At 59.2% G+C, this 18022-nt stretch carries 17 protein-coding genes and 4 tRNA genes; 12 read left to right on the forward strand and 9 right to left on the reverse strand.

Annotated elements, in window-relative coordinates; all coding sequences use genetic code 11:
* Nucleotides 1–14: 14 nt before the first annotated feature.
* Nucleotides 15–677, forward strand: a complete 663-nt coding sequence (locus tag IE091_RS05905) for a CoA transferase subunit B (protein ID WP_189463030.1) — start codon at nt 15–17, stop codon at nt 675–677.
* 25 nt (nt 678–702) lie between these two features.
* On the opposite strand, the gene IE091_RS05910 is transcribed toward IE091_RS05905, so the two are convergent.
* Together IE091_RS05910 and IE091_RS05915 are read right to left on the reverse strand one after the other, a co-directional pair.
* On the reverse strand, nt 703–1470 hold the full coding sequence (locus IE091_RS05910) for a VOC family protein (RefSeq protein ID WP_096923023.1): 768 nt from the start codon (nt 1468–1470) through the stop codon (nt 703–705).
* 131 nt (nt 1471–1601) lie between these two features.
* On the reverse strand, nt 1602–1865 hold the full coding sequence (locus IE091_RS05915) for a GrxA family glutaredoxin (RefSeq protein WP_039178039.1): 264 nt from the start codon (nt 1863–1865) through the stop codon (nt 1602–1604).
* Nucleotides 1866–2014: 149 nt separating this feature from the next.
* On the opposite strand from IE091_RS05915, the gene hybE reads away from it, so the two are divergent.
* Both hybE and IE091_RS05925 read left to right on the forward strand, forming a co-directional pair.
* On the forward strand, nt 2015–2446 hold the full coding sequence (gene hybE / locus IE091_RS05920) for a [NiFe]-hydrogenase assembly chaperone HybE (protein ID WP_189463031.1): 432 nt from the start codon (nt 2015–2017) through the stop codon (nt 2444–2446).
* A 93-nt stretch (nt 2447–2539) separates the two neighbouring features.
* A complete protein-coding gene (locus tag IE091_RS05925) occupies nt 2540–3313 on the forward strand; it encodes a 3-hydroxybutyrate dehydrogenase (RefSeq protein ID WP_189463032.1) in 774 nt (257 codons plus the stop codon).
* Here the strand turns inward: IE091_RS05925 and IE091_RS05930 are convergent.
* Genes IE091_RS05930 through IE091_RS05940 form a run of 3 tightly spaced genes read right to left on the reverse strand, consistent with a single transcriptional unit; the run spans nt 3310 to nt 5581 of the window.
* Nucleotides 3310–3849 carry a response regulator transcription factor gene (locus IE091_RS05930; RefSeq protein ID WP_189463033.1) on the reverse strand — a complete coding sequence of 180 codons (540 nt, stop codon included), beginning with the start codon at nt 3847–3849 and terminating at the stop codon, nt 3310–3312. The genes IE091_RS05925 and IE091_RS05930 overlap by 4 nt on opposite strands.
* Before the next feature lie 37 nt (nt 3850–3886).
* Nucleotides 3887–5158 (reverse strand): ATP-binding protein, encoded by a 1272-nt coding sequence (locus IE091_RS05935; protein ID WP_189463034.1) that lies wholly within the window; start codon nt 5156–5158, stop codon nt 3887–3889.
* A 6-nt stretch (nt 5159–5164) separates the two neighbouring features.
* Complete coding sequence (locus IE091_RS05940; protein WP_189463035.1) at nt 5165–5581, reverse strand: hypothetical protein; 417 nt, start codon at nt 5579–5581, stop codon at nt 5165–5167.
* Between the two features lie 150 nt (nt 5582–5731).
* Between IE091_RS05940 and pyrC the strand changes: the two genes are divergently transcribed.
* Nucleotides 5732–6769, forward strand: coding sequence for a dihydroorotase (pyrC, locus tag IE091_RS05945; protein ID WP_039178028.1), 1038 nt, complete (start codon nt 5732–5734; stop codon nt 6767–6769).
* A gap of 42 nt (nt 6770–6811) precedes the next feature.
* Here pyrC and mtnN read toward each other — a convergent pair whose 3' ends face one another.
* Entirely contained in the window at nt 6812–7519 is a 708-nt protein-coding gene (mtnN, locus tag IE091_RS05950) for a 5'-methylthioadenosine/S-adenosylhomocysteine nucleosidase (RefSeq protein WP_189463036.1), read from the reverse strand.
* Between the two features lie 61 nt (nt 7520–7580).
* On the reverse strand, nt 7581–8441 hold the full coding sequence (folD, locus tag IE091_RS05955; protein WP_096923019.1) for a bifunctional methylenetetrahydrofolate dehydrogenase/methenyltetrahydrofolate cyclohydrolase FolD: 861 nt from the start codon (nt 8439–8441) through the stop codon (nt 7581–7583).
* Between the two features lie 205 nt (nt 8442–8646).
* Here folD and IE091_RS05960 point away from each other — a divergent pair.
* The 4 genes from IE091_RS05960 to IE091_RS05975 all read left to right on the forward strand — a co-directional run bounded on the left by IE091_RS05960 (nt 8647) and on the right by IE091_RS05975 (nt 9135).
* A tRNA-Pro gene (locus IE091_RS05960) sits at nt 8647–8723 on the forward strand.
* Nucleotides 8724–8819: 96 nt separating this feature from the next.
* Nucleotides 8820–8896, forward strand: a tRNA-Arg gene (locus tag IE091_RS05965).
* A gap of 57 nt (nt 8897–8953) precedes the next feature.
* Nucleotides 8954–9028, forward strand: a tRNA-His gene (locus IE091_RS05970).
* Between the two features lie 32 nt (nt 9029–9060).
* Nucleotides 9061–9135 (forward strand) — tRNA-His (locus IE091_RS05975).
* Between the two features lie 89 nt (nt 9136–9224).
* Here the strand turns inward: IE091_RS05975 and amt are convergent.
* Complete coding sequence (gene amt, locus IE091_RS05980; protein ID WP_189463037.1) at nt 9225–12599, reverse strand: ammonium transporter; 3375 nt, start codon at nt 12597–12599, stop codon at nt 9225–9227.
* A 333-nt stretch (nt 12600–12932) separates the two neighbouring features.
* Between amt and IE091_RS05985 the strand changes: the two genes are divergently transcribed.
* The 4 genes from IE091_RS05985 (at nt 12933) to IE091_RS06000 (ending at nt 17031) form a co-directional block, all read left to right on the forward strand.
* Nucleotides 12933–14174, forward strand: coding sequence for an NAD(P)/FAD-dependent oxidoreductase (locus tag IE091_RS05985; protein WP_189463038.1), 1242 nt, complete (start codon nt 12933–12935; stop codon nt 14172–14174).
* 87 nt (nt 14175–14261) lie between these two features.
* The gene (locus tag IE091_RS05990) at nt 14262–14471 is read left to right on the forward strand and encodes a putative motility protein (RefSeq protein WP_039178020.1); all 210 of its coding nucleotides are present in this window, start codon (nt 14262–14264) and stop codon (nt 14469–14471) included.
* A 150-nt stretch (nt 14472–14621) separates the two neighbouring features.
* Nucleotides 14622–16211 carry a peptide chain release factor 3 gene (locus tag IE091_RS05995; protein ID WP_189463039.1) on the forward strand — a complete coding sequence of 530 codons (1590 nt, stop codon included), beginning with the start codon at nt 14622–14624 and terminating at the stop codon, nt 16209–16211.
* Between the two features lie 46 nt (nt 16212–16257).
* Nucleotides 16258–17031 (forward strand): TatD family hydrolase, encoded by a 774-nt coding sequence (locus IE091_RS06000; protein ID WP_189463040.1) that lies wholly within the window; start codon nt 16258–16260, stop codon nt 17029–17031.
* A 17-nt stretch (nt 17032–17048) separates the two neighbouring features.
* On the opposite strand, the gene ygfZ is transcribed toward IE091_RS06000, so the two are convergent.
* The gene (ygfZ, locus tag IE091_RS06005; protein WP_189463041.1) at nt 17049–17999 is read right to left on the reverse strand and encodes a CAF17-like 4Fe-4S cluster assembly/insertion protein YgfZ; all 951 of its coding nucleotides are present in this window, start codon (nt 17997–17999) and stop codon (nt 17049–17051) included.
* Between the last annotated feature and the right edge of the window lie 23 nt (nt 18000–18022).

Here is an 18022-nt window from a genome sequence, read left to right on the forward strand (position 1 = left end):
CAAGAGGTGGCACCATGGCTTTGACACGCGAACAAATGGCACAGCGAGTGGCTCGTGAACTCCAGGACGGGTTCTATGTGAATCTGGGAATCGGTATTCCCACGCTGGTGGCCAACTATATCCCCGACGGCATGGATGTCATGCTGCAGTCGGAAAACGGCTTGCTGGGCATGGGGCGCTTTCCTACCGAGGAAGAAGTCGACCCTGACATGATCAATGCGGGCAAGCAGACCGTGACAGCACGACCTGGCGCGGCCATTTTCTCTTCAGCCGAATCCTTTGCGATGATCCGTGGCGGGCACGTGGATTTGACCGTGCTCGGCGCTTTCGAGGTAGATCAGGAAGGCAATATCGCGTCCTGGATGATTCCGGGAAAGCTCATCAAGGGCATGGGCGGTGCCATGGACCTGGTGGCGGGTGCCGATAACATCATCTGTACCATGACCCACGCTTCCAAGCATGGTGAGTCCAAACTGCTGGAAAAATGCTCGCTGCCGTTGACCGGGGCTGGCTGCATCAATCGAGTGCTGACTGACCTGGCTTACCTTGAAATCAAGGACGGAGCGTTCATTCTCAAGGAGCGTGCGCCTGGCGTCAGCGTCGAGGAGATCGTCGAAAAGACGGCTGGCAAGCTGATCGTTCCCGATCATGTGCCTGAAATGACCTTCGACGTATGACATGGGTGGCGTGGGTCAGTGAGACTCACGCCATTTCGCAGCGGGCATGGAAGGGCAGCAGGATTTCCGCCAGCCGCTTGTGGTCGTCTTCCACATGGCGCTGTGTCAGCGACAGCCCTCCGAGGCAAAGGCGGTGTTCGTCCCCATCGCTGAACACGATTTTTTGTGGCATGGCGGGGTAGAAACGATGATTCAGCAGGCTGGAGACCGAGAAAACCCCGTTTTGCTGGCTATCGAGGGCGTACAGGCCGACATGCTCCAACTGCAGGCCCAGCGAGTCCAGCGAGGCATTCAGCGTGGCGCAATCGAACCCGGCGTGGTGAAGCCGTGGCCCCATTACCGCCAGCCAGGCGGCCAGTGGATGGGCGGTATGCAGCTGTTGGTAGAGCGTCCAGCTGGGCATAGGCCATGGGCGGCCGCGAGACAGCAGATTGTGGCCCTTGCAGTCGGTTGGATGGCTCTGCCGTATCAAGGCGGTGAGTGCTTCTCTGGGAGCTTTGGAGAGCGTGCCCACCTGGAGTTCGGCGAGCACTAGCCAACTGCTGTCATCGTTAGGTGCCAGCAAATGAATCAGGAGCCCTTTGTCTGCCATGGCATAGTGGCCAACGGAACGATAGCCCATCCGTGCCAAGGGTATGCTGAGGGCATTGATGGCAAAAGGCCCGTGGTTGATCGTCACCAGCGTCAGGTATTCGGCGCTGGCGCTGATGGGCCATAGCCGGAGCGCCCCGATATCCGGATGATTATGGATATAGTCCAGCCAAAGCTGTTGTAAAAACTCCTCGCGCTGCATCGCCATTCCTCGCCGCCTGCTGACCTGAGTGAATCGAACACGATCATCGAACGCTCAGTATAGGCAAGCGAGTAGACGCTGTTTCAACGCGGATTAACGGAGGTTTTAACGCCCGAAGCGGCGAGGCCGGGCTAAGAAGCCAGCAGCTGCTTGTCGCGGACGAACTGGTCGAACTCGGTGTAACCGCCGATGTGCTGTTGGTCGATGAAGACCTGCGGGACGGTATGAATGGGTTTGCCAGCCGTTTTGGCGATATCTTCCTTGGTGACGCCTTCGGATGGCATGTCGACGTAGCGATAGCCTTCGATCTTGCCGTTGCTCTCCAGGTGTTCGGCAAGATGTTTGGCGCGTACGCAAAAAGGGCAGGACATACGCCCAAAAATAACCACGAACATGGTAATGACTCCGTTGAATAAGGTATGACTTGTACAGTAGCGCCCATTGTGGCGTAGCCCGGCGTGTTTCGCCAATAGCAGCACACTACGCTATCCATAAAGCCCTACAATGGACGTCACGCGATCCGTGCATTTACAGGAGCATTCTCATGCAAGTCTTGCAGGCCCACGACTATGGCTATCTGGCCGAGTTGGCGACCAGCTACCGAGACGCATCGTTATCGGCGCTGAAAAAGGAGGCCCATTACAACCCGCGATTGAGTGTGGATGCGCTGTGCTTTCAATACAGCGACCTGCGGATCAGCGGCGCCAGCACGCTGGTAGGCGCGCTGATCACCCCGTGTGCATTATGGATGCTGGTGGTGCCCGAACAGGCAACGCTGTCTGCCCCTCTGGAAGAGTCTCACGTGGTCTCCTTGCCATCGGGCCGTTATCGCATGACGCTCGAGCGCTTGCCGAACGGTATCGAGTTCTATCAGCGCTGCATTCTGGACGACCTGAGTGAGCTTGAGAGTCTGCAAGAGGCGTCTCGGCTTGCCCAGCGTATGATGGAGCAGTTGATGTCATCTGACACTCTTTGAATTTACTTGGCAGAAGGCAGAAGCCCGAGACAGCACCTATAGTTTTAAGTGTTTATATCTTCATTTCAGACACATCGATAAAAGGAAGCCTGCATGTCAGCAGATAAAGCGTCAACGCCCCGTGTTGCAGTCGTCACCGGTACCAGCAGTGGTATCGGTGCCGCTGTGGTCAAGCATTTTTGCGAGCAGGGCCACCAGGTCTTGGCAGTGGATTTCAACGAGGCGGGTCAGGAGGTGGCTGACCAGGCCGGTGCGGCGTTCTACAAGGCCGATTTGACCGACCCGGACGCCTGCCGTGGTGCCATTGCCGACGCCGTGAAGCGCTTTGGTGGCGTGGATATCCTGGTGAACAATGCTGGCATCCAGCACGTCGCGGCCATCGAGTCGTTCCCCGAAGAGAAGTGGCGGCAAATCATCGACCTGATGTTGACCGCGCCTTTCCTGCTGACCCAGGCCGCCTGGCCGCACATGCGTCAGAGGGGGTGGGGGCGGGTCATCAATATCGCTTCTATCCATGCCCAGGTGGCGTCTCCTGGCAAGGCGGCCTACATCAGTGCCAAACATGGCATGATCGGACTGACCAAGACGGCGGCCCTAGAAGGGGGCGAGCAGGGCATCACGGCCAATGCCATTTGCCCGGCCTACGTCAAGACGCCGCTGGTCGACAATCAGATTGCCGACCAGGCAAAGCTCAATAACATGGATGAGCAGGAAGTGATCGAGAAGATCATGTTGAAAAACGCGGCGGTGAAACGCCTGATCGAGCCTTCCGAAGTGGCCCAGCTAGTCGCTTATCTGGCGTCGGATGCCGCTGGCGCGGTGACCGGTGCCAGCTGGAACATCGACCTGGGCTGGACTGCCCACTAACGGCGTACCGGGCGCTTCTGCAGCTTGCGCTGAAGCGTCCGGCGATGCATGCCAAGGGCTCTTGCCGTAGCCGAAATGTTGCCATCGTGCTCCTGTAGCACTTTCTGGATGTGCTCCCAGGTAATGCGGTTGATCGAGGGTGGGTTGTCGGCCAGCTCCACGTTGGGGTCGGCCTCCGGGTGTTCGAAAGCCGCCATGACGTCATCGGCGTCGGCGGGTTTGCACAGGTAGTTGATGGCTCCCAGCTTGATGGCTTCGACGGCGGTGGCAATGCTGGAGTACCCGGTCAGTACGACGATACGGCAACCCGGCACGGTATTGAGCAGCTCGGGCAGTAGTTTGAGCCCTGAGCTGTGCTCGAGCTTCAAATCCAGCGTGGCCATGGTGGGCAGGAACTGCGCGGCGGTCGCCATGGCCTGGTCGGCGTCATGGGCTACCATCACGTCGAAGCCACGGCGCGTCAGCGCGCGGCTCAGTACGTGACAGAACATTTCATCATCATCTACGATCAACAGGCGCTGGTCTTGGTTCTGCATGGCATCCTCGATGGTCTGACTTGGCACTGATGGCAGGCTAGCCCGGTGCGGAGCAGCGTGGCAGCGTCACCTCCGTCAGTGTTCCCCCTTCCGGGTGATTATACAGGCTTACACCACCACCAAACCGATTGATCGTGGCGTGAGTCAGGAAAAGCCCGATGCCCATCCCCTTGCTCTTGGTCGATACGAAGGTATCACCCAACTGGTCAGCTATCGACATCGCAATGCCGGGGCCATGGTCGCGGATATCGATCACGACGCTCTCGTCCTGCCAATCCAGGCGAATGGCGATGTGCTCGGGGTTGGCATCGGCGGCGTTGTTGAGCAGGTTGGTGAGGGCCTGATCGAGGGTGGCATCTACCGCAATCCATGGTCGTCCCCGCCGCTCGGCCACGTCGAAAAGGTGGTTGACGTCAGGACGGATCACCAGCCAGCGCTGGACCACGCCTGCCAGCCATACTTCGGCGTCGAGGATCTCCGGCTCGGCCATGCGCCGCCGGTCGGCGTTGTTGACCAGATGCTGCAGCCGCGACTTGCAGATATCCACCTGCTGGCGCAGAAGCGCGATGTCATCGGCAAGCGCCGAGTCCTGGGCTGCGTCAGCCTGCATCTCTTTCAGCAGCACGGCCATGGTCGACAGCGGAGTACCCAGCTCATGGGCCGTGCCGGCGGCCTGGGTAGCCACTGCCAGCACCTGCTCGTTGCGCAGTGCGGCTTCCCGGGTGCGCGATAGTGCTTTGTCTCGGCTGCGTAGGGCATGGGCCATCTTGTAGATAAAAAAGGTCACGAGCCCCGCCGACAGGCCAAAGTTGAGCCACATGCCCAGCACATGCAGGCTTAAAGGGCCGTCACTGCTGATATGCCCCAGCTGCGGTATGGGGTGGTAGAAAAACATCAGGAAGGTGTAGCCGCCCATGGCACAGGCGGCAATGATCCAGGCGTGTCGCCACGGCAGTGTGGCAGCGGCAATGGTCACCGGCACCAGGTAGTAGGTGATGAAAGGGTTGGTAGACCCCCCGGAAAAATAGAACAGCAGCGTCAGCCCGGTGATATCTGCCAGCAGGTGGGCCAGATACTCGATATGGGTGACCGCTCTGGGGCGGCCCAGCCGCCACCAGGTGGCAATATTCAGCATGCCCATGGCGATGACTACGCTGACCACCGCTGTGACCGGCAGATTGAACGCCAGCAGCTCGATGCCGACGATGATCGCCATCAGAAAGCCCGTCCAGGTGATCCCCCGTACGATGGTCAGCCGGACCAGGTTGCGGTTGGGCGTGGAGAGCGGCAGGGGCAGAGCGGTAGCCATGGACGATTACTTGTTCGATGTCTTGACGCTATGAATCACGAACTTGATGAATAGCGTCATGACGAAGGTTAACCAGCCCGCTGATGCCAGCAGGTTGAACAGCAGTATTTTGGGTGGCAGCCAGGCAGTGCCCAACAGCGTTTCCAGCAGGATATGGAAAAACATGGCCAGCAACAGGGGCAGGGCCAATGTGTGCATCCACATGTCGGTGCGCCGCTTGCGAATGTGGTAGCGCATCAGCAGATAGCGCAGCGGTCGGTGTGCCCAACTGAACAGCAGCAGTGCGCCCACCACGAACAACATGGCCAGCGTAGGCTCGGTACTCTGCTGATACATGGAAATGGAGATCGACCAGGCAAGGCCTAGCCACACCAACCCCTCTATGCTGGCAATGACATCCGCATAGCGTCGTACGTTCTGCATAAACAACAGCATCCTTGGTCTTGCAACGTGGCGTCATGATACGACACTTGGCTGGGCCTGTGGGGGTCGTGTGCAGATTTATCCCACGGGGCGATTGGGTATACTGTGCAGCCGTGACACCCCTCTTTCACTTTCAAGACAGGACTTGCCGTGGACGCTATCACGATCACTCGCCCCGACGATTGGCACCTTCACCTTCGCGACGACGAGGCGCTGAATGCGGTGGTAGGCCATACCGCAGCCCAGATGGGGCGGGCCATCATCATGCCCAACCTCAAGCCGCCGGTGACGACGACCGAGCAGGCCATGGCCTATCGTGAACGTATCCTGGCGGCCTTGCCGGAAGGTAGCGCGTTCGAGCCGCTGATGGTGCTGTACCTCACCGACACAACGCCCGCAGAAGAGATCGAACGTGCTGTCGCCAGCGGTGTGGTCAAAGCGGTCAAGCTCTATCCGGCGGGGGCAACAACCAACTCGGCTTCCGGCGTCACCGATATCGCTCATTGCGACGCAGCCATTGCCACCATGGCACGGCTGGGAATGCCGCTGCTGGTGCATGGCGAAGTGACCGACCATGACATCGACATCTTCGATCGTGAAGCCGTGTTCATCGAGCGCGTCATGAAGCCTCTGTTGGCTCGTCACCCGACGTTGAAGGTCGTGTTCGAACACATCACGACGCAGCAAGCCGCTGAATTCGTCGCTGACGCGTCGGACAATGTCGCAGCGACCATCACCGCTCACCACCTGTTGTTCAATCGTAACCAGATGCTGGCCGGTGGTATTCGTCCTCACTACTACTGCCTGCCAATCCTGAAGCGTGAGCAGCATCGTCAGGCGCTGTTGAAAGCGGCCACCAGCGGCAGTGCGAAATTCTTTCTGGGAACCGACAGCGCTCCTCACGCCAAGGGCGACAAGGAATCAAGCTGCGGCTGCGCCGGCGCCTATACGGCACCTGCCGCTATCGAGCTTTACGCGATGGCGTTCGAGTCGGTTGGGGCACTGGACAAGCTGGAGGCATTCGCCAGCCTGAACGGGCCGCGTTTTTATGGGCTGGCGCCCAATGCCGATACGGTTACTCTGGTGCGCCGGGAGTGGCAGCTGCCGGAAAGCTACCCTTATGCTGCAGGGCAGACCATCGTGCCTTTGCAGGCGGGTGAAACCCTGGCGTGGCAAATGGAGGGGTAAGAGGTGAACCCCCATCGCCTGGCGGCGATGGGGGTTTCAGAGTCATTCGCTGGCCAGCTTCGACAGCATCTGATTGACCATGCGTGAAGAGTGGTCGGCGGCCACTTCCAGAAACTGCTCGAAGGATAGGTGGTTGTCACCGCTGCCCGGGATATCGGACAGAGCGCGAATCACCACGAAGGGGCAGCCATACAGATGACAGGTCTGGGCAATGGCGGCACCTTCCATCTCGACCGCCAGCATGGTGGGGAACTGGGCGCGGGTCTTGGCTACCCGCTCCGGGTCGGCCATGAACGAATCGCCGGTGGCGACCATGCCTTCTTTCACTGTCACTTCGCCCAGGGCGGCAATGGCGCTGCGTGCCACGCTGCGCAGGTGTTCACTGGCCTGGTAGGCCTCGGGCATGCCGGGCACCTGTCCCAAGGCATAGCCAAAGACCGTGGCATCCACGTCATGGTGGCGCACTTCATCCGAAATGATCACATCACCAATGGCCAAGTCCGTGGCAAAACCGCCTGCAGACCCGGTGTTGATGATGGCCTCTGGCTGGTAGCGCTCCAGCAGAATGGCGGTACCGACGGCGGCGTTCACCTTGCCGATGCCGGATTGGAGAATGACGACTTCCAGCCCATGTAATGTGCCGGTGTGAAATACGAAGCCTGCGTGCTCGGCACGCTCAGCATCCCCCAGTTGGCTTGCCAGGATGTTCACTTCTTGCGCCATGGCGCCGATGATACCAATACGTTGCACCGTGATGTTCTCCGCAGGTCAATGAGGCAGGGAGCTGCCAGTGTCTAGAGCGTGTCCGGGTTCAGCGCTGCTGGTCGTGGCGTTCAGCGGCTTCCAGCGTGTTTTCGAGCAGAGTGGCCACCGTCATGGGGCCAACGCCGCCAGGCACGGGAGTGATGTGGCTGGCGCGCTCGGCTGCCGCGCTAAAGTCCACGTCGCCGACCAGGCTGCCATCCTCTTGGCGGTTGATGCCCACATCGATGACCACCGCGCCGGGTTTGATCCACTCACCCTTCACGATGCCGGGTTTGCCCACGGCGACGACCACCAGGTCTGCACGGCTGACGTGACTTGCCAGGTCGCGTGTGAAGCGGTGGCAGACCGTTGTCGTACAGCCTGCCAGCATCAGCTCCAGGGCCATGGGGCGGCCCACGATGTTTGATGCGCCAACGATCGTGGCGTCCATGCCGCGCACGGCAATGCCGCTTTGTGCCAGCATGGTCATGATGCCTTTGGGCGTGCAGGGGCGCAGGGAGGGCAGCCGTTGCGCCAAGCGTCCCAGGTTGTAGGGGTGGAAACCATCCACGTCCTTGTCGGGACGGATGCGCTCCAGGATGGGCCTGGCATCGAGGTGTGCCGGTAGCGGTAGCTGTACCAGAATGCCATCGACGCTGGGGTCGGCGTTGAGTTCGTCTACCAAGGCTTCCAGGGCAGATTGCGTCGTATCGGCGGGCAGGGCATGTTGAAAAGAAAGAATGCCAGCCTGCTCACAGGCGCGGTGCTTGTTGTTGACATAGACATGTGAGGCAGGGTCCTCGCCGACCACGACCACGGCTAGTCCGGGTGCACGCACACCCTCCTGCTGACGCGCCTGGATTCGGGCGGCAACGCGTTGACGGACATGCGCGGCGATGGCTTTGCCATCGATGAGTTGGGCGGTCATGTAGTGAGGTCCCTATTGAAGATGGAGAAGCTAATAAAGGATACGGCTCGGTAACCGAGCAATTCGGCTGCGCAATTTTCGCATGGCAGGGCGGTCAGGCAAAGCATCTATCGAATCAAACACTTTAAGTGTTGACTTTAGAATCATAAATAGTAATATATGCCTCGCTTGAGACGGGACACGCAGCAGCGGTCAAGGTAAGTATCGGGATGTAGCGCAGTCTGGTAGCGCGCCTGCTTTGGGAGCAGGATGTCGGGGGTTCGAATCCCTCCATCCCGACCATTTACTTGAAGCCGATTACTTGAAGTCAAAAGTAACACTGCCTTCCAAGCTTTGGTTGTGGTCAAGTGCTCATCGGTATCTCTGGATACATTATGTGCGCCTATAGCTCAACCGGATAGAGCAACGGCCTTCTAAGCCGTAGGTTGCGGGTTCGAGTCCTGCTGGGCGTGCCATCAAGAAGACGGTCTCGTTTTTTCCAGTCGGTATTATCAAGCATTTGTTTTGTCATGGTGGATGTAGCTCAGTGGTAGAGCCCCGGATTGTGGCTCCGGTGGTCGTGGGTTCGATCCCCATCATCCACCCCATCGACAAGACGTTCTGCAGTACCCAGGTTGTGGTGGATGTAGCTCAGTGGTAGAGCCCCGGATTGTGGCTCCGGTGGTCGTGGGTTCGATCCCCATCATCCACCCCATTAACCTGATTGTCTCTCCCTCGAAGTTCTACTCTCATATCAACCCCTTTATGTCTTTTGCCAATTCTCTACGGTCAAGCTGTACGTGATCATCTTGGCATAACTTTGATGTTATTCCCTTCTGCACGTGTTATTTCCGTTGGCTTGCCCAGCAGATAGCCTTGTGCATAGTCGATGCCCAGTGTGCGCAATTTATCCAGGGTCTCTTGCGTCTCCACGAATTCAGCGACCGTTTCGATATGCAGCGCTTTGCCTACCGCATGAATCGCTTCGACCATTGCGCAGTCGATGGGGTCGTGGTGCAGGTTGCGGATGAAGCGGCCATCGATCTTGAGATAGTCGACCGATAGCTGTTTGAGGTAGCCAAACGACGAGAGTCCCGTACCGAAATCATCCAGGGCGAATTGGCAGCCCAACGATTTCAGTGTCTGAATCAGCTCGCTGACTTTCGAGAGCTGGGCGATGGCGGCGCTTTCGGTAATTTCGAAGCACAAGCTGCCTTCAGGCAGCTTGGCGGCACGTACCTGCCGAATCAAGTCGTTGCAGAAGTCGCTATCGGATAACGAGTCGCCGGACAGGTTGATGCCCCAGTGGCCAATGGCGTCGGGTTCCGCGCTGCGATAGCGGTCGCTCAGCCAGGCGAGCGTGTTGCGAATGACCCAGCGGTCGATACGTGGCATGAAGTGATAGCGTTGTGCCGCGGGTAAAAAGCTTCCGGGGGCAATCAACTGGCCATGCTCTTCCAGGCGTATCAAAATCTCCTGATAGCCTTTGTTTCGCGTGCATACTGGGTGAACCGGTTGCGCGAACAGACGGAAAGTGTCGTTATCCAGTGCATTTTGCAAGCGCTGTACCCACTGCAGCTCTCCGTGCCTCTCCAGCAGCAGGCGGTCTTCGGGCTGGTAGCAGTGAATCCGGTTGCGGCCTGCCTCCTTGGCGCTATAGCAGGCGGCATCGGCTGCGTGGAGTGTTTCCGCCAGGCGCCGAGGTTGCGTCGGAGTAATGGCAACGAGCCCGATACTGACACCGATGCCGAAGGTGTGCTCTTGCCAGGCAAAGCGAAACTGCTCGATGTCGCTGCGCAGCGCTTCGCAAATCAATTTGGCTTTTTCCAGGGGGCAGTCGGGCAGCAGTAGCGCAAACTCGTCGCCTCCCAGGCGTGCCACGGTATCGCTGTTGCGGACATGCGCTTTCAGCTTGCGAGCCACCTGCCGGAGCAGTTCGTCACCCGCCTGATGACCACAGGTATCATTGACGATCTTGAATTGGTCGAGATCCAGGTAGCATAGGGCATGGTCGCTTTCCGTCTGTGTCAGCAGCTTGGCAAGGAGGGCCTCGAAGGCGCGTCGATTGACAAGCTCGGTCAGGTTGTCGTGGGACGCTTGATAGCTGAGTTGTTCGGAGAGCTTGCGCGTCAGACTGACATCCTGAAAGACCACGACGGCACCCAGAGTAATGCCGCTGCGCGAGCGAATAGGCGAGGCGCTGTGCTGGATGGGGTAGCGCTTTCCATTGCGGTTCAGCAGCATGCCGGGGTCGGTGTATTGCAGTGGGCGGTGCTGGGTCAGGACATGACGGGCCGGATTGTTGATTGGTTCGTCGCTATGTTCGTCACGCAGCTGATAGATACGGTGAATCGGTTTGTTCAAGGCTTCGCTGGCGCCCCAGCCGGTCAAGCGCTGCGCTTCGCTGTTCATGAAGGTAATGTTGCCACTGGCATCGCAGGTGATCACCCCGTCGCCAATGGAGGCGAGCGTGGTACGAGCAAGGTCGCGCTCTCGATTCAGCTGCTCTTGCAGCAGTTTTCGCTCGGTGATGTCCCGCACCATGCCTGAACGTTCCGAGTGTGACCCCGCAGCCCCCTCGCTGACCTGGATTTCGAGATAGCGCACTTGCTGGTCTCCGGTACGTCGCTTGATTTCCAGACGTGTGCCGGGGGTCAATGGCCGATGAGGAAGCAGCGTGGTAATGGGTTGCCCGACGAGCTGCTGTGCCTGAACGCCGAACAGTGCTTCAGCGCCGGGGTTGAGGCTGGTGAGCGTGCCATCTGCCTGCCAGGTCAAGACGCCGTCACGCAAATTACGCAGCATGACTCGGGTATGGCCTACGGCGCGCTCAAGCGCGGCGGATACTCGATTGTAGCTGGCAGCGATTTCCCCTACCTCGGTAAACGGGTCGGCGTCGATGCGCTGGCGCATGTCCCCCTGGCGCTCATGCTGGCGCATGTGTTCCAGAAGTTGATGCAGTTCGTTCCGGGCGCCGTGTTCTGCCAGGTTGAGCCCCATTTTCTCTGCCTCCGGTGAAACCCGCAGAGGCATGATGCGCTTGCTCACTTGCAGCAGGAGCCAGGCGAGGCCAAAGCTCCATGCGCCGCACACGATCACGCCCATGAGCTGAACATGAAACTGCTCCCAGCGGCTCAGCGAGGTTCCCAGCGCCTCCAGGTTAGCCACCCAGGGTAGTGCCAGCGTGCCCCAGATGCCGGTGACCAGGTGGGCGGGAATGGCGCCTACGGCATCATCGATGCGTTTTTTGAGCAGCCACTCACTGGCCGCCACCATCAGCACGCCGCTAATGCTGCCCAGAATGAAGGCCGCGTGCAGCGACAGGGCATGAGCGCCTGCCGTGACCGCGACAAGACCGGCAATGGCACCGTTGATGGCATACATCACATCGGCATAGCGGCGAATGCGCCAGCCCATCAGCATGGACGACAGAATGCCGCCAGCCGCCCCCAGTAGCGTGTTGGCAATGATGCCGGGAATGGCGCTATTGATTGCCAGGGTGCTGCCGCCATTGAAGCCAAACCAACCCAGAATCATGAACAGTGCGCCCAGCATGGCCAGCGGCAGGTTGCCCGCCGGGAACGGGTTGGCATGAACGCCATCGCGAAAGCGCCCGGTGCGGGGGCCGATCACCAGGACGGCGGCCAGGGCCACCCAGCCGCCCACGCTATGCACTACCGTTGCTCCGGCAAAGTCGACGAATCCACGAGCGGCCAGCCAGCCAGGCGCGCCACCGAGTAAGCCTCCCCACGCCCAGTGGCCAAACACTGGGTAGATCAATAGTGCTATCCAGAAGGCTGTCCATAGGTAGCCCAGGAAAGGCATGCGCTCCGCCACTGCGCCTGCCACGATAGTGGCTGCGGTGGCGCAGAACATGGCTTGAAAGATGAACACGGTCATCAGCCAGGCGTTGCTGGCCTCCATTTCCCAGCCGAATAACGACAGTCCCAGCCAACCCCCCTGTGAAACACCGAACATCATGCCAAAGCCGATCAGCCAGAAAACCGTCACCGAAACCGCGAAGTCGGCCAGGTTTTTCATGGCGACGTTGATGGCGTTCTTGGTACGGGTAGTGCCGGCTTCCAGGCACAGAAAGCCTGCCTGCATGACGAACACCATGGCGGCGGCCCAAAGGACCCATAAAGTGTCGAGGAGCCTTGTTTCCAGCATCACTGTCATCTGCTTCTCCTTGTCGCTGCATGGTGCGGCGTATGCGCTAATTTGGTGCTTTATCGGAAGGCGAAGGAATCACTGTCGAGTGACGAGGCAGGCAGCCCCGTCAGCGTGACGAGCGCTTCAAGCACTGCTAACGTGAATGAAGCAATTGTCGTGCCGTGGCTAGTGGACTCATCCTTATTTTTGATTTTTACGTTAATAAAAACTGAAATTATGATTTAAAACAGTATTTATGACTGTGTAATTGCTGTTTGATTGGTGATATTTTTCAATATGCTGCGGCGCTGCCAGGACGGGCTGGTAGTGGCATCATCTTTCAATGAGGAGTGCATCAAAATGGCGCGTCAAACAGTGGTTTTAGGGGCAGGGATGGTTGGCGTCAGTATCGCCTGGCAACTGCAAAAGCGCGGTTTTCAGGTCACCTTAATCGATCGCCGCCAGCCTGGTCGTGAAACCTCGTTCGGTAACGCGGGCATCATCCAGCGTGAGGCGGTACGGCCGTATCCGTTTCCTCGCGATATGAAAACCATTTTGAGTGTGCTGCCTAACCGTCGTGTCGATATTCGCTATCGGCCCACCGGCATGGTCAAGGCGGCCTCTCCGCTGCTCAGTTATTGGCATCATTCGTCGTCGCGGCTCTACAAGAAGATCGTCCCGGAGTACGCCTCGCTGATTCAGCTGTGTCTCGACGCCCACGCGCCGATGATCGAAGCGGCAGGTGCCGATGCGTTGGTACGTCGCGAGGGCTGGCTGGAAATCTATCGCACCCCCGAAAAGCTGGCCAAGCGTGTCAAGGAAGCAGAAGAGGCCCGCGATCTCTATGGTGTGCAGTTTGCGGTGCTCGACCGCCAGGGGGTTGTCGAAAAAGAGCCCCAGCTGGGAGAGCAGATCATCGGGGCCATTCATTGGTTGGACCCTTGGACCGTTGCTGACCCCGGTGGTCTGGTAGCGGCCTACGCCGAGTCGTTCGTGGCTTTGGGTGGCCAGCTGGTACAAGCGGACATCACCGACGTCAGCCAGCAGGGGGCGCAGTGGCAGGTGAGCACCGCCACCGACACTTTCACGGCAGATGACGTAGTGATGGCGCTAGGGCCCTGGGCGGGAGAATGGATGAAGCCGCTGGGCTACCACTTCCCGACATTCGTCAAGCGTGGCTACCATATGCACTACGCCACACAGCCCGATACCAAGCTGCATTACTGGCTGATGGATGCGGAAGTCGGCTACCTGCTGGCCCCCATGAATGCAGGCGTGCGGCTGACCACGGGAGCGGAGCTGGATCGTCTGGAATCGCCTGCCGACGAAGAGCAGCTAGGGGCTGCAGAGAGCGTGGCGCGAACCATTTTTCCGCTGGCCGAACGCAAGGACGAACGTGCTTGGAAGGGCGCGCGTCCTTGCCTGCCGGACATGAAGCCGGTAATTGGCCCTGCGCCACGTCATCCTGGCCTGTGGCTGGCGTTCGGGCATGGCCACCAGGGCTTTACGCTGGGGCCTGCGACTGGCCAGCTGCTGGCCGACATGATGGAAAATAAACCGACAGCCATCGATATGGCGCCGTTCCGCGCGGACCGCTTCTAGATGTCAGGTCGCTTTCCGGTTTGCTTGGCGTCTGGAAGGGATGTTTGCTAGGCTGTAGATGAAATTCTGCCAGATGGAGGCTCCGCAATGGATGTCGCGGTCAGTAATACGGTCAGCACTGCGCTTTACATGAACCAGGCGCAAACGGTCGAGCAGGCGCAAATGCAAATGTTCAGAGATGCGCTGGAGCAGCAAGCCGATCAAGTCACGGAAGTACTGGCTTCGGCCGATGCGGCAGCACAGCCTGAGCTTGCTCAGGAAGGTAGCGTCGGTACCCAGATCAACACCTTCGCCTGAAGCTCTCGCTTCTCGATCCCCAAACGCCGACCTTGTCGGCGTTTTTTGCTTTGGTATGCCGCAGGCAGGGAGTTGCGTTACCATAGGCGCACCCCGCCACTGTTCTGGCGCTTATTTGGTTATTACGCAGTCCCCTATTTAGAGAACTCCATGTCTGACGCTCAATTAGCGCGCGAAGCAGAGCTACGCCGCACCTTTGCCATTATTTCGCACCCTGACGCCGGTAAAACGACCATCACCGAAAAAATGCTGCTGTTCGGAAACGCCATTCAGATGGCCGGTTCGGTGAAAAGCAAGCGCAATGATCGCCACGCGACGTCCGACTGGATGAAGATGGAGCAGGAGCGGGGCATCTCGGTGACCACGTCGGTCATGCAGTTCCCCTACGGCGGACGCATCGTCAACCTGCTGGACACTCCAGGACATGAGGACTTCTCGGAAGACACGTACCGCACCCTGACCGCCGTCGACTCCGCACTGATGGTCATCGATGGGGCCAAGGGTGTCGAAGATCGCACCATCAAACTGATGGAAGTGTGTCGATTGCGTACCACGCCCATCCTCACCTTTGTGAACAAGATGGACCGCGATATTCGTGACCCCATCGAAGTCATGGATGAAGTGGAGGCGGTGCTCAACATCCAATGCGCCCCGATGACCTGGCCCATTGGCATGGGGCGGCACTTCAAGGGTGTCTATCATCTCTACAACGACGTGATTCACCTCTATACCCAGGGGCAGGGCAGCCGTATCCCTGACGACAAGCGTATCGAAGGGTTGGACAACCCGGAGGTGGATGCCTTTCTGGGCGAAGAGCAGGCCGAAGAGCTGCGCATGGAAGTCGATCTGGTGCGCGGCGCTTCCCATGAGTTCGACCTGGAAGCCTATCGTCGTGGCGAGCTGACCCCGGTCTATTTCGGTACCGCCATGGGTAACTTCGGCGTGCGTGAAATGCTGGACGGCTTCGTCGAGTACGCGCCATCGCCGCAGCCCCGCGAGACCGATACTCGAGAAGTCACGGCCAAGGACGATCGCTTTACCGGTTTCGTTTTCAAGATCCAGGCCAACATGGACCCGAACCACCGTGACCGCATTGCCTTTCTGAGGGTGTGTTCCGGCAAGTACGAAAAGAACATGAAGATGCGCCATGTGCGCATTGGCAAGGACGTCAAGATTGCCGATGCGCTGACCTTCATGGCCTCGGACCGCTCCCACGTGGAGGAGGCCTGGCCCGGCGATATCATCGGTTTGCACAACCACGGCACCATTCAGATTGGTGACACCTTTACCGTGGGTGAAGACATGCGCTTCATGGGCATCCCGCACTTCGCGCCGGAGCTGTTCAAGCGCGTGCGCCTGAAAGACCCGCTGAAGATGAAAGCACTTCAGAAAGGCCTGCAGCAGCTATCGGAGGAAGGGGCTACTCAGGTCTTCATGCCGGTGGATAACAATGACCTGATTCTTGGCGCAGTAGGTACGCTGCAGTTCGACGTCGTTGCACACCGCTTGAAGGAAGAGTACAAGGTCGACTGTCTCTACGAGGGCGTCAATGTGCAGACGGCTCGCTGGGTCTATTGTGACGATGCGAAGATGCTGGAAGAGTTCAAGCGCAAGGCAAGTGCCAACCTGGCGATCGACGGCGGTGGCTACCTGACCTATATCGCCCCGACCCGGGTCAATCTGCAAATGACCCAGGAGCGCTGGCCGGATATCCGTTTCCAGCCGACCCGAGAGCACTAATCTCAAGACTCGCCTCAAGACGCCTACCCAAACGAGAGCGCTTGCTATGCTCATTGACGCCCACTGCCACCTGGATGCCGCGGAGTTCGATGAAGACCGAAAGGCCGTCATTGCCGCGGCCAGGGCCGTGGGCGTCACGGGTTTCATCGTGCCTGCCACGGTGCGCCAGCGCTGGCAGAATGTGCTGGCGCTGGGCGAGAGCGAAGGGGTCAGTATCTGCCTCGGGCTTCACCCCTATTTCATTGCTCAGCATCACACCGATGACCTGGTGGCGCTGGAGGCGCTGGTCAAGCAGCAGTTGACCCGCCCAGAAACCGCCCTGGTGGCGATTGGCGAGTGTGGTATCGATGGCCGCTTCAGCGAGAGTCTCTCGCCGCAATGGGAATATTTCGATGCCCAGCTCGGTATCGCGAGCCGTTGTCAGCTTCCCCCCGTCGTGCACTGTGTGAAGGCCAACGATGACGTGGCCAAGCGGCTTCATCAATGTGCACTGGCGAGGCCCGGCATGATCCATGCCTTTGCCGGTTCTTACCAGCAGGCCGCAAGGTTTCTGGATGCGGGGTTTGTACTGGGGCTGGGAGGCGCCGTCACCTACGCTCGTGCTCAGCGCCTGCATCGTGTGGTGGCCACATTGCCGGATGACGGGTTCGTGCTGGAAACCGATAGCCCCGATATGCCGCTGAGTGGCTTCCAAGGGCAGCGCAATGAACCTTCGCGCGTGAAGCACGTCGCTGAGCAGGTGGCTAAGCTGCGTCAGCAATCGCTGGAACACGTCGCAGCGCTGAGCAGTGCCAACGCTGCGCGCATTTTTGGCCTGTGAGTGCTGCCCCGCTGGTGTCAGCTCAATTGAGCTGCTAGCGCTTCAGGGTCCAGGCGCTCGACGGGGTAAGGCAGCGCGTGCAGGCTCACTGGCTGCGCTTGCCAGTAGACGGAGATCTGCTCCTCCGCCACTTTGGTATTCATGACCGCCAGCAACTCTATCTGCTGCTCGTCACTGAACGCGCTGTTGACGACTTCACCCAAGGCTTTCCCTTCCTGATCCACCAGGCTGTCGCCTATCTGGGGTAATGCGCTGGCGCTCACGTGCGCATGCACCAGGCGTTTTTTGACCTGGCCGCGAAAGTGCGCCCGAGCGACGACTTCTTGCCCGGTATAGCAGCCCTTTTTGAAGCTGATGCCGCCCAGCGCTTCCCAGTTGAGCATTTGTGGCAGGAAGTGATCCTGCTGTGCCGCCGTCAACCAGGCGAGGCCGCTACGGATATCTGCCAGCTGCCAGGCTTGCTGTTGCGCCTCTTGCGAAACATGCTCTGGGGGTGTGGTTTCTAGCATCAGCAGCCAGCGAGGAGTGCCCGGCATGCGCAGGGCGGTGCCCGAAGGGCTGGTATGGTGGGCATAGGCCTGATCGGGCAACGTCACGCCTGCCTGCTCCAGTAGCGTGGCGTCGGGGGCGCTGCTGCCCACGAATGTCACGGACGTGGCAATCGTCAGCTCGGTCTTGTAGAAAGCAGCAAATTTTTTGAGGTGGTTGGCCAGAGACTCGGCCAGCGAGGCGTCGAGAATCAGGCGATAGTGCTGTGGCGCCAGGCGCAGCAGTTGGGCGTTGGCCAGCATGCGCCCCTTGGGAGTGCAAAAGCAGGTCAGGGGGGCGAAATGTCCATTGGCGAGGCCGACCTGGGCGCTGGTTTGACCCTGGAGAAATTTTTCGGCATCAGGGCCCGTGACGTCCAGCGCTGCCAGGTGCGTGAGGTAAACAGTACCGGTGAAGGGGTGAGTCTCGGCGGTGGCCATGGTCTCTCCTGAAGATGAATGCT

The sequence above is a fragment of the Vreelandella hamiltonii genome (assembly GCF_014651775.1).
Taxonomy (GTDB): Bacteria; Pseudomonadota; Gammaproteobacteria; order Pseudomonadales; family Halomonadaceae; genus Vreelandella; species Vreelandella hamiltonii.

Bases quoted from the DNA above. Each gene is read 5' to 3' on its own strand.
- IE091_RS05905 (WP_189463030.1), top strand. From the start codon at position 15: ATGGCTTTGACACGCGAACAAATGGCACAGCGAGTGGCTCGTGAACTC.
- IE091_RS05910 (WP_096923023.1), bottom strand. From the start codon at position 1,470: ATGCAGCGCGAGGAGTTTTTACAACAGCTTTGGCTGGACTATATCCAT.
- IE091_RS05915 (WP_039178039.1), bottom strand. From the start codon at position 1,865: ATGTTCGTGGTTATTTTTGGGCGTATGTCCTGCCCTTTTTGCGTACGC.
- hybE (WP_189463031.1), top strand. From the start codon at position 2,015: ATGCAAGTCTTGCAGGCCCACGACTATGGCTATCTGGCCGAGTTGGCG.
- IE091_RS05925 (WP_189463032.1), top strand. From the start codon at position 2,540: ATGTCAGCAGATAAAGCGTCAACGCCCCGTGTTGCAGTCGTCACCGGT.
- IE091_RS05930 (WP_189463033.1), bottom strand. From the start codon at position 3,849: ATGCAGAACCAAGACCAGCGCCTGTTGATCGTAGATGATGATGAAATG.
- IE091_RS05935 (WP_189463034.1), bottom strand. From the start codon at position 5,158: ATGGCTACCGCTCTGCCCCTGCCGCTCTCCACGCCCAACCGCAACCTG.
- IE091_RS05940 (WP_189463035.1), bottom strand. From the start codon at position 5,581: ATGCAGAACGTACGACGCTATGCGGATGTCATTGCCAGCATAGAGGGG.
- folD (WP_096923019.1), bottom strand. From the start codon at position 8,441: ATGACCGCCCAACTCATCGATGGCAAAGCCATCGCCGCGCATGTCCGT.
- amt (WP_189463037.1), bottom strand. From the start codon at position 12,599: ATGACAGTGATGCTGGAAACAAGGCTCCTCGACACTTTATGGGTCCTT.
- IE091_RS05985 (WP_189463038.1), top strand. From the start codon at position 12,933: ATGGCGCGTCAAACAGTGGTTTTAGGGGCAGGGATGGTTGGCGTCAGT.
- IE091_RS05990 (WP_039178020.1), top strand. From the start codon at position 14,262: ATGGATGTCGCGGTCAGTAATACGGTCAGCACTGCGCTTTACATGAAC.
- IE091_RS05995 (WP_189463039.1), top strand. From the start codon at position 14,622: ATGTCTGACGCTCAATTAGCGCGCGAAGCAGAGCTACGCCGCACCTTT.
- IE091_RS06000 (WP_189463040.1), top strand. From the start codon at position 16,258: ATGCTCATTGACGCCCACTGCCACCTGGATGCCGCGGAGTTCGATGAA.
- ygfZ (WP_189463041.1), bottom strand. From the start codon at position 17,999: ATGGCCACCGCCGAGACTCACCCCTTCACCGGTACTGTTTACCTCACG.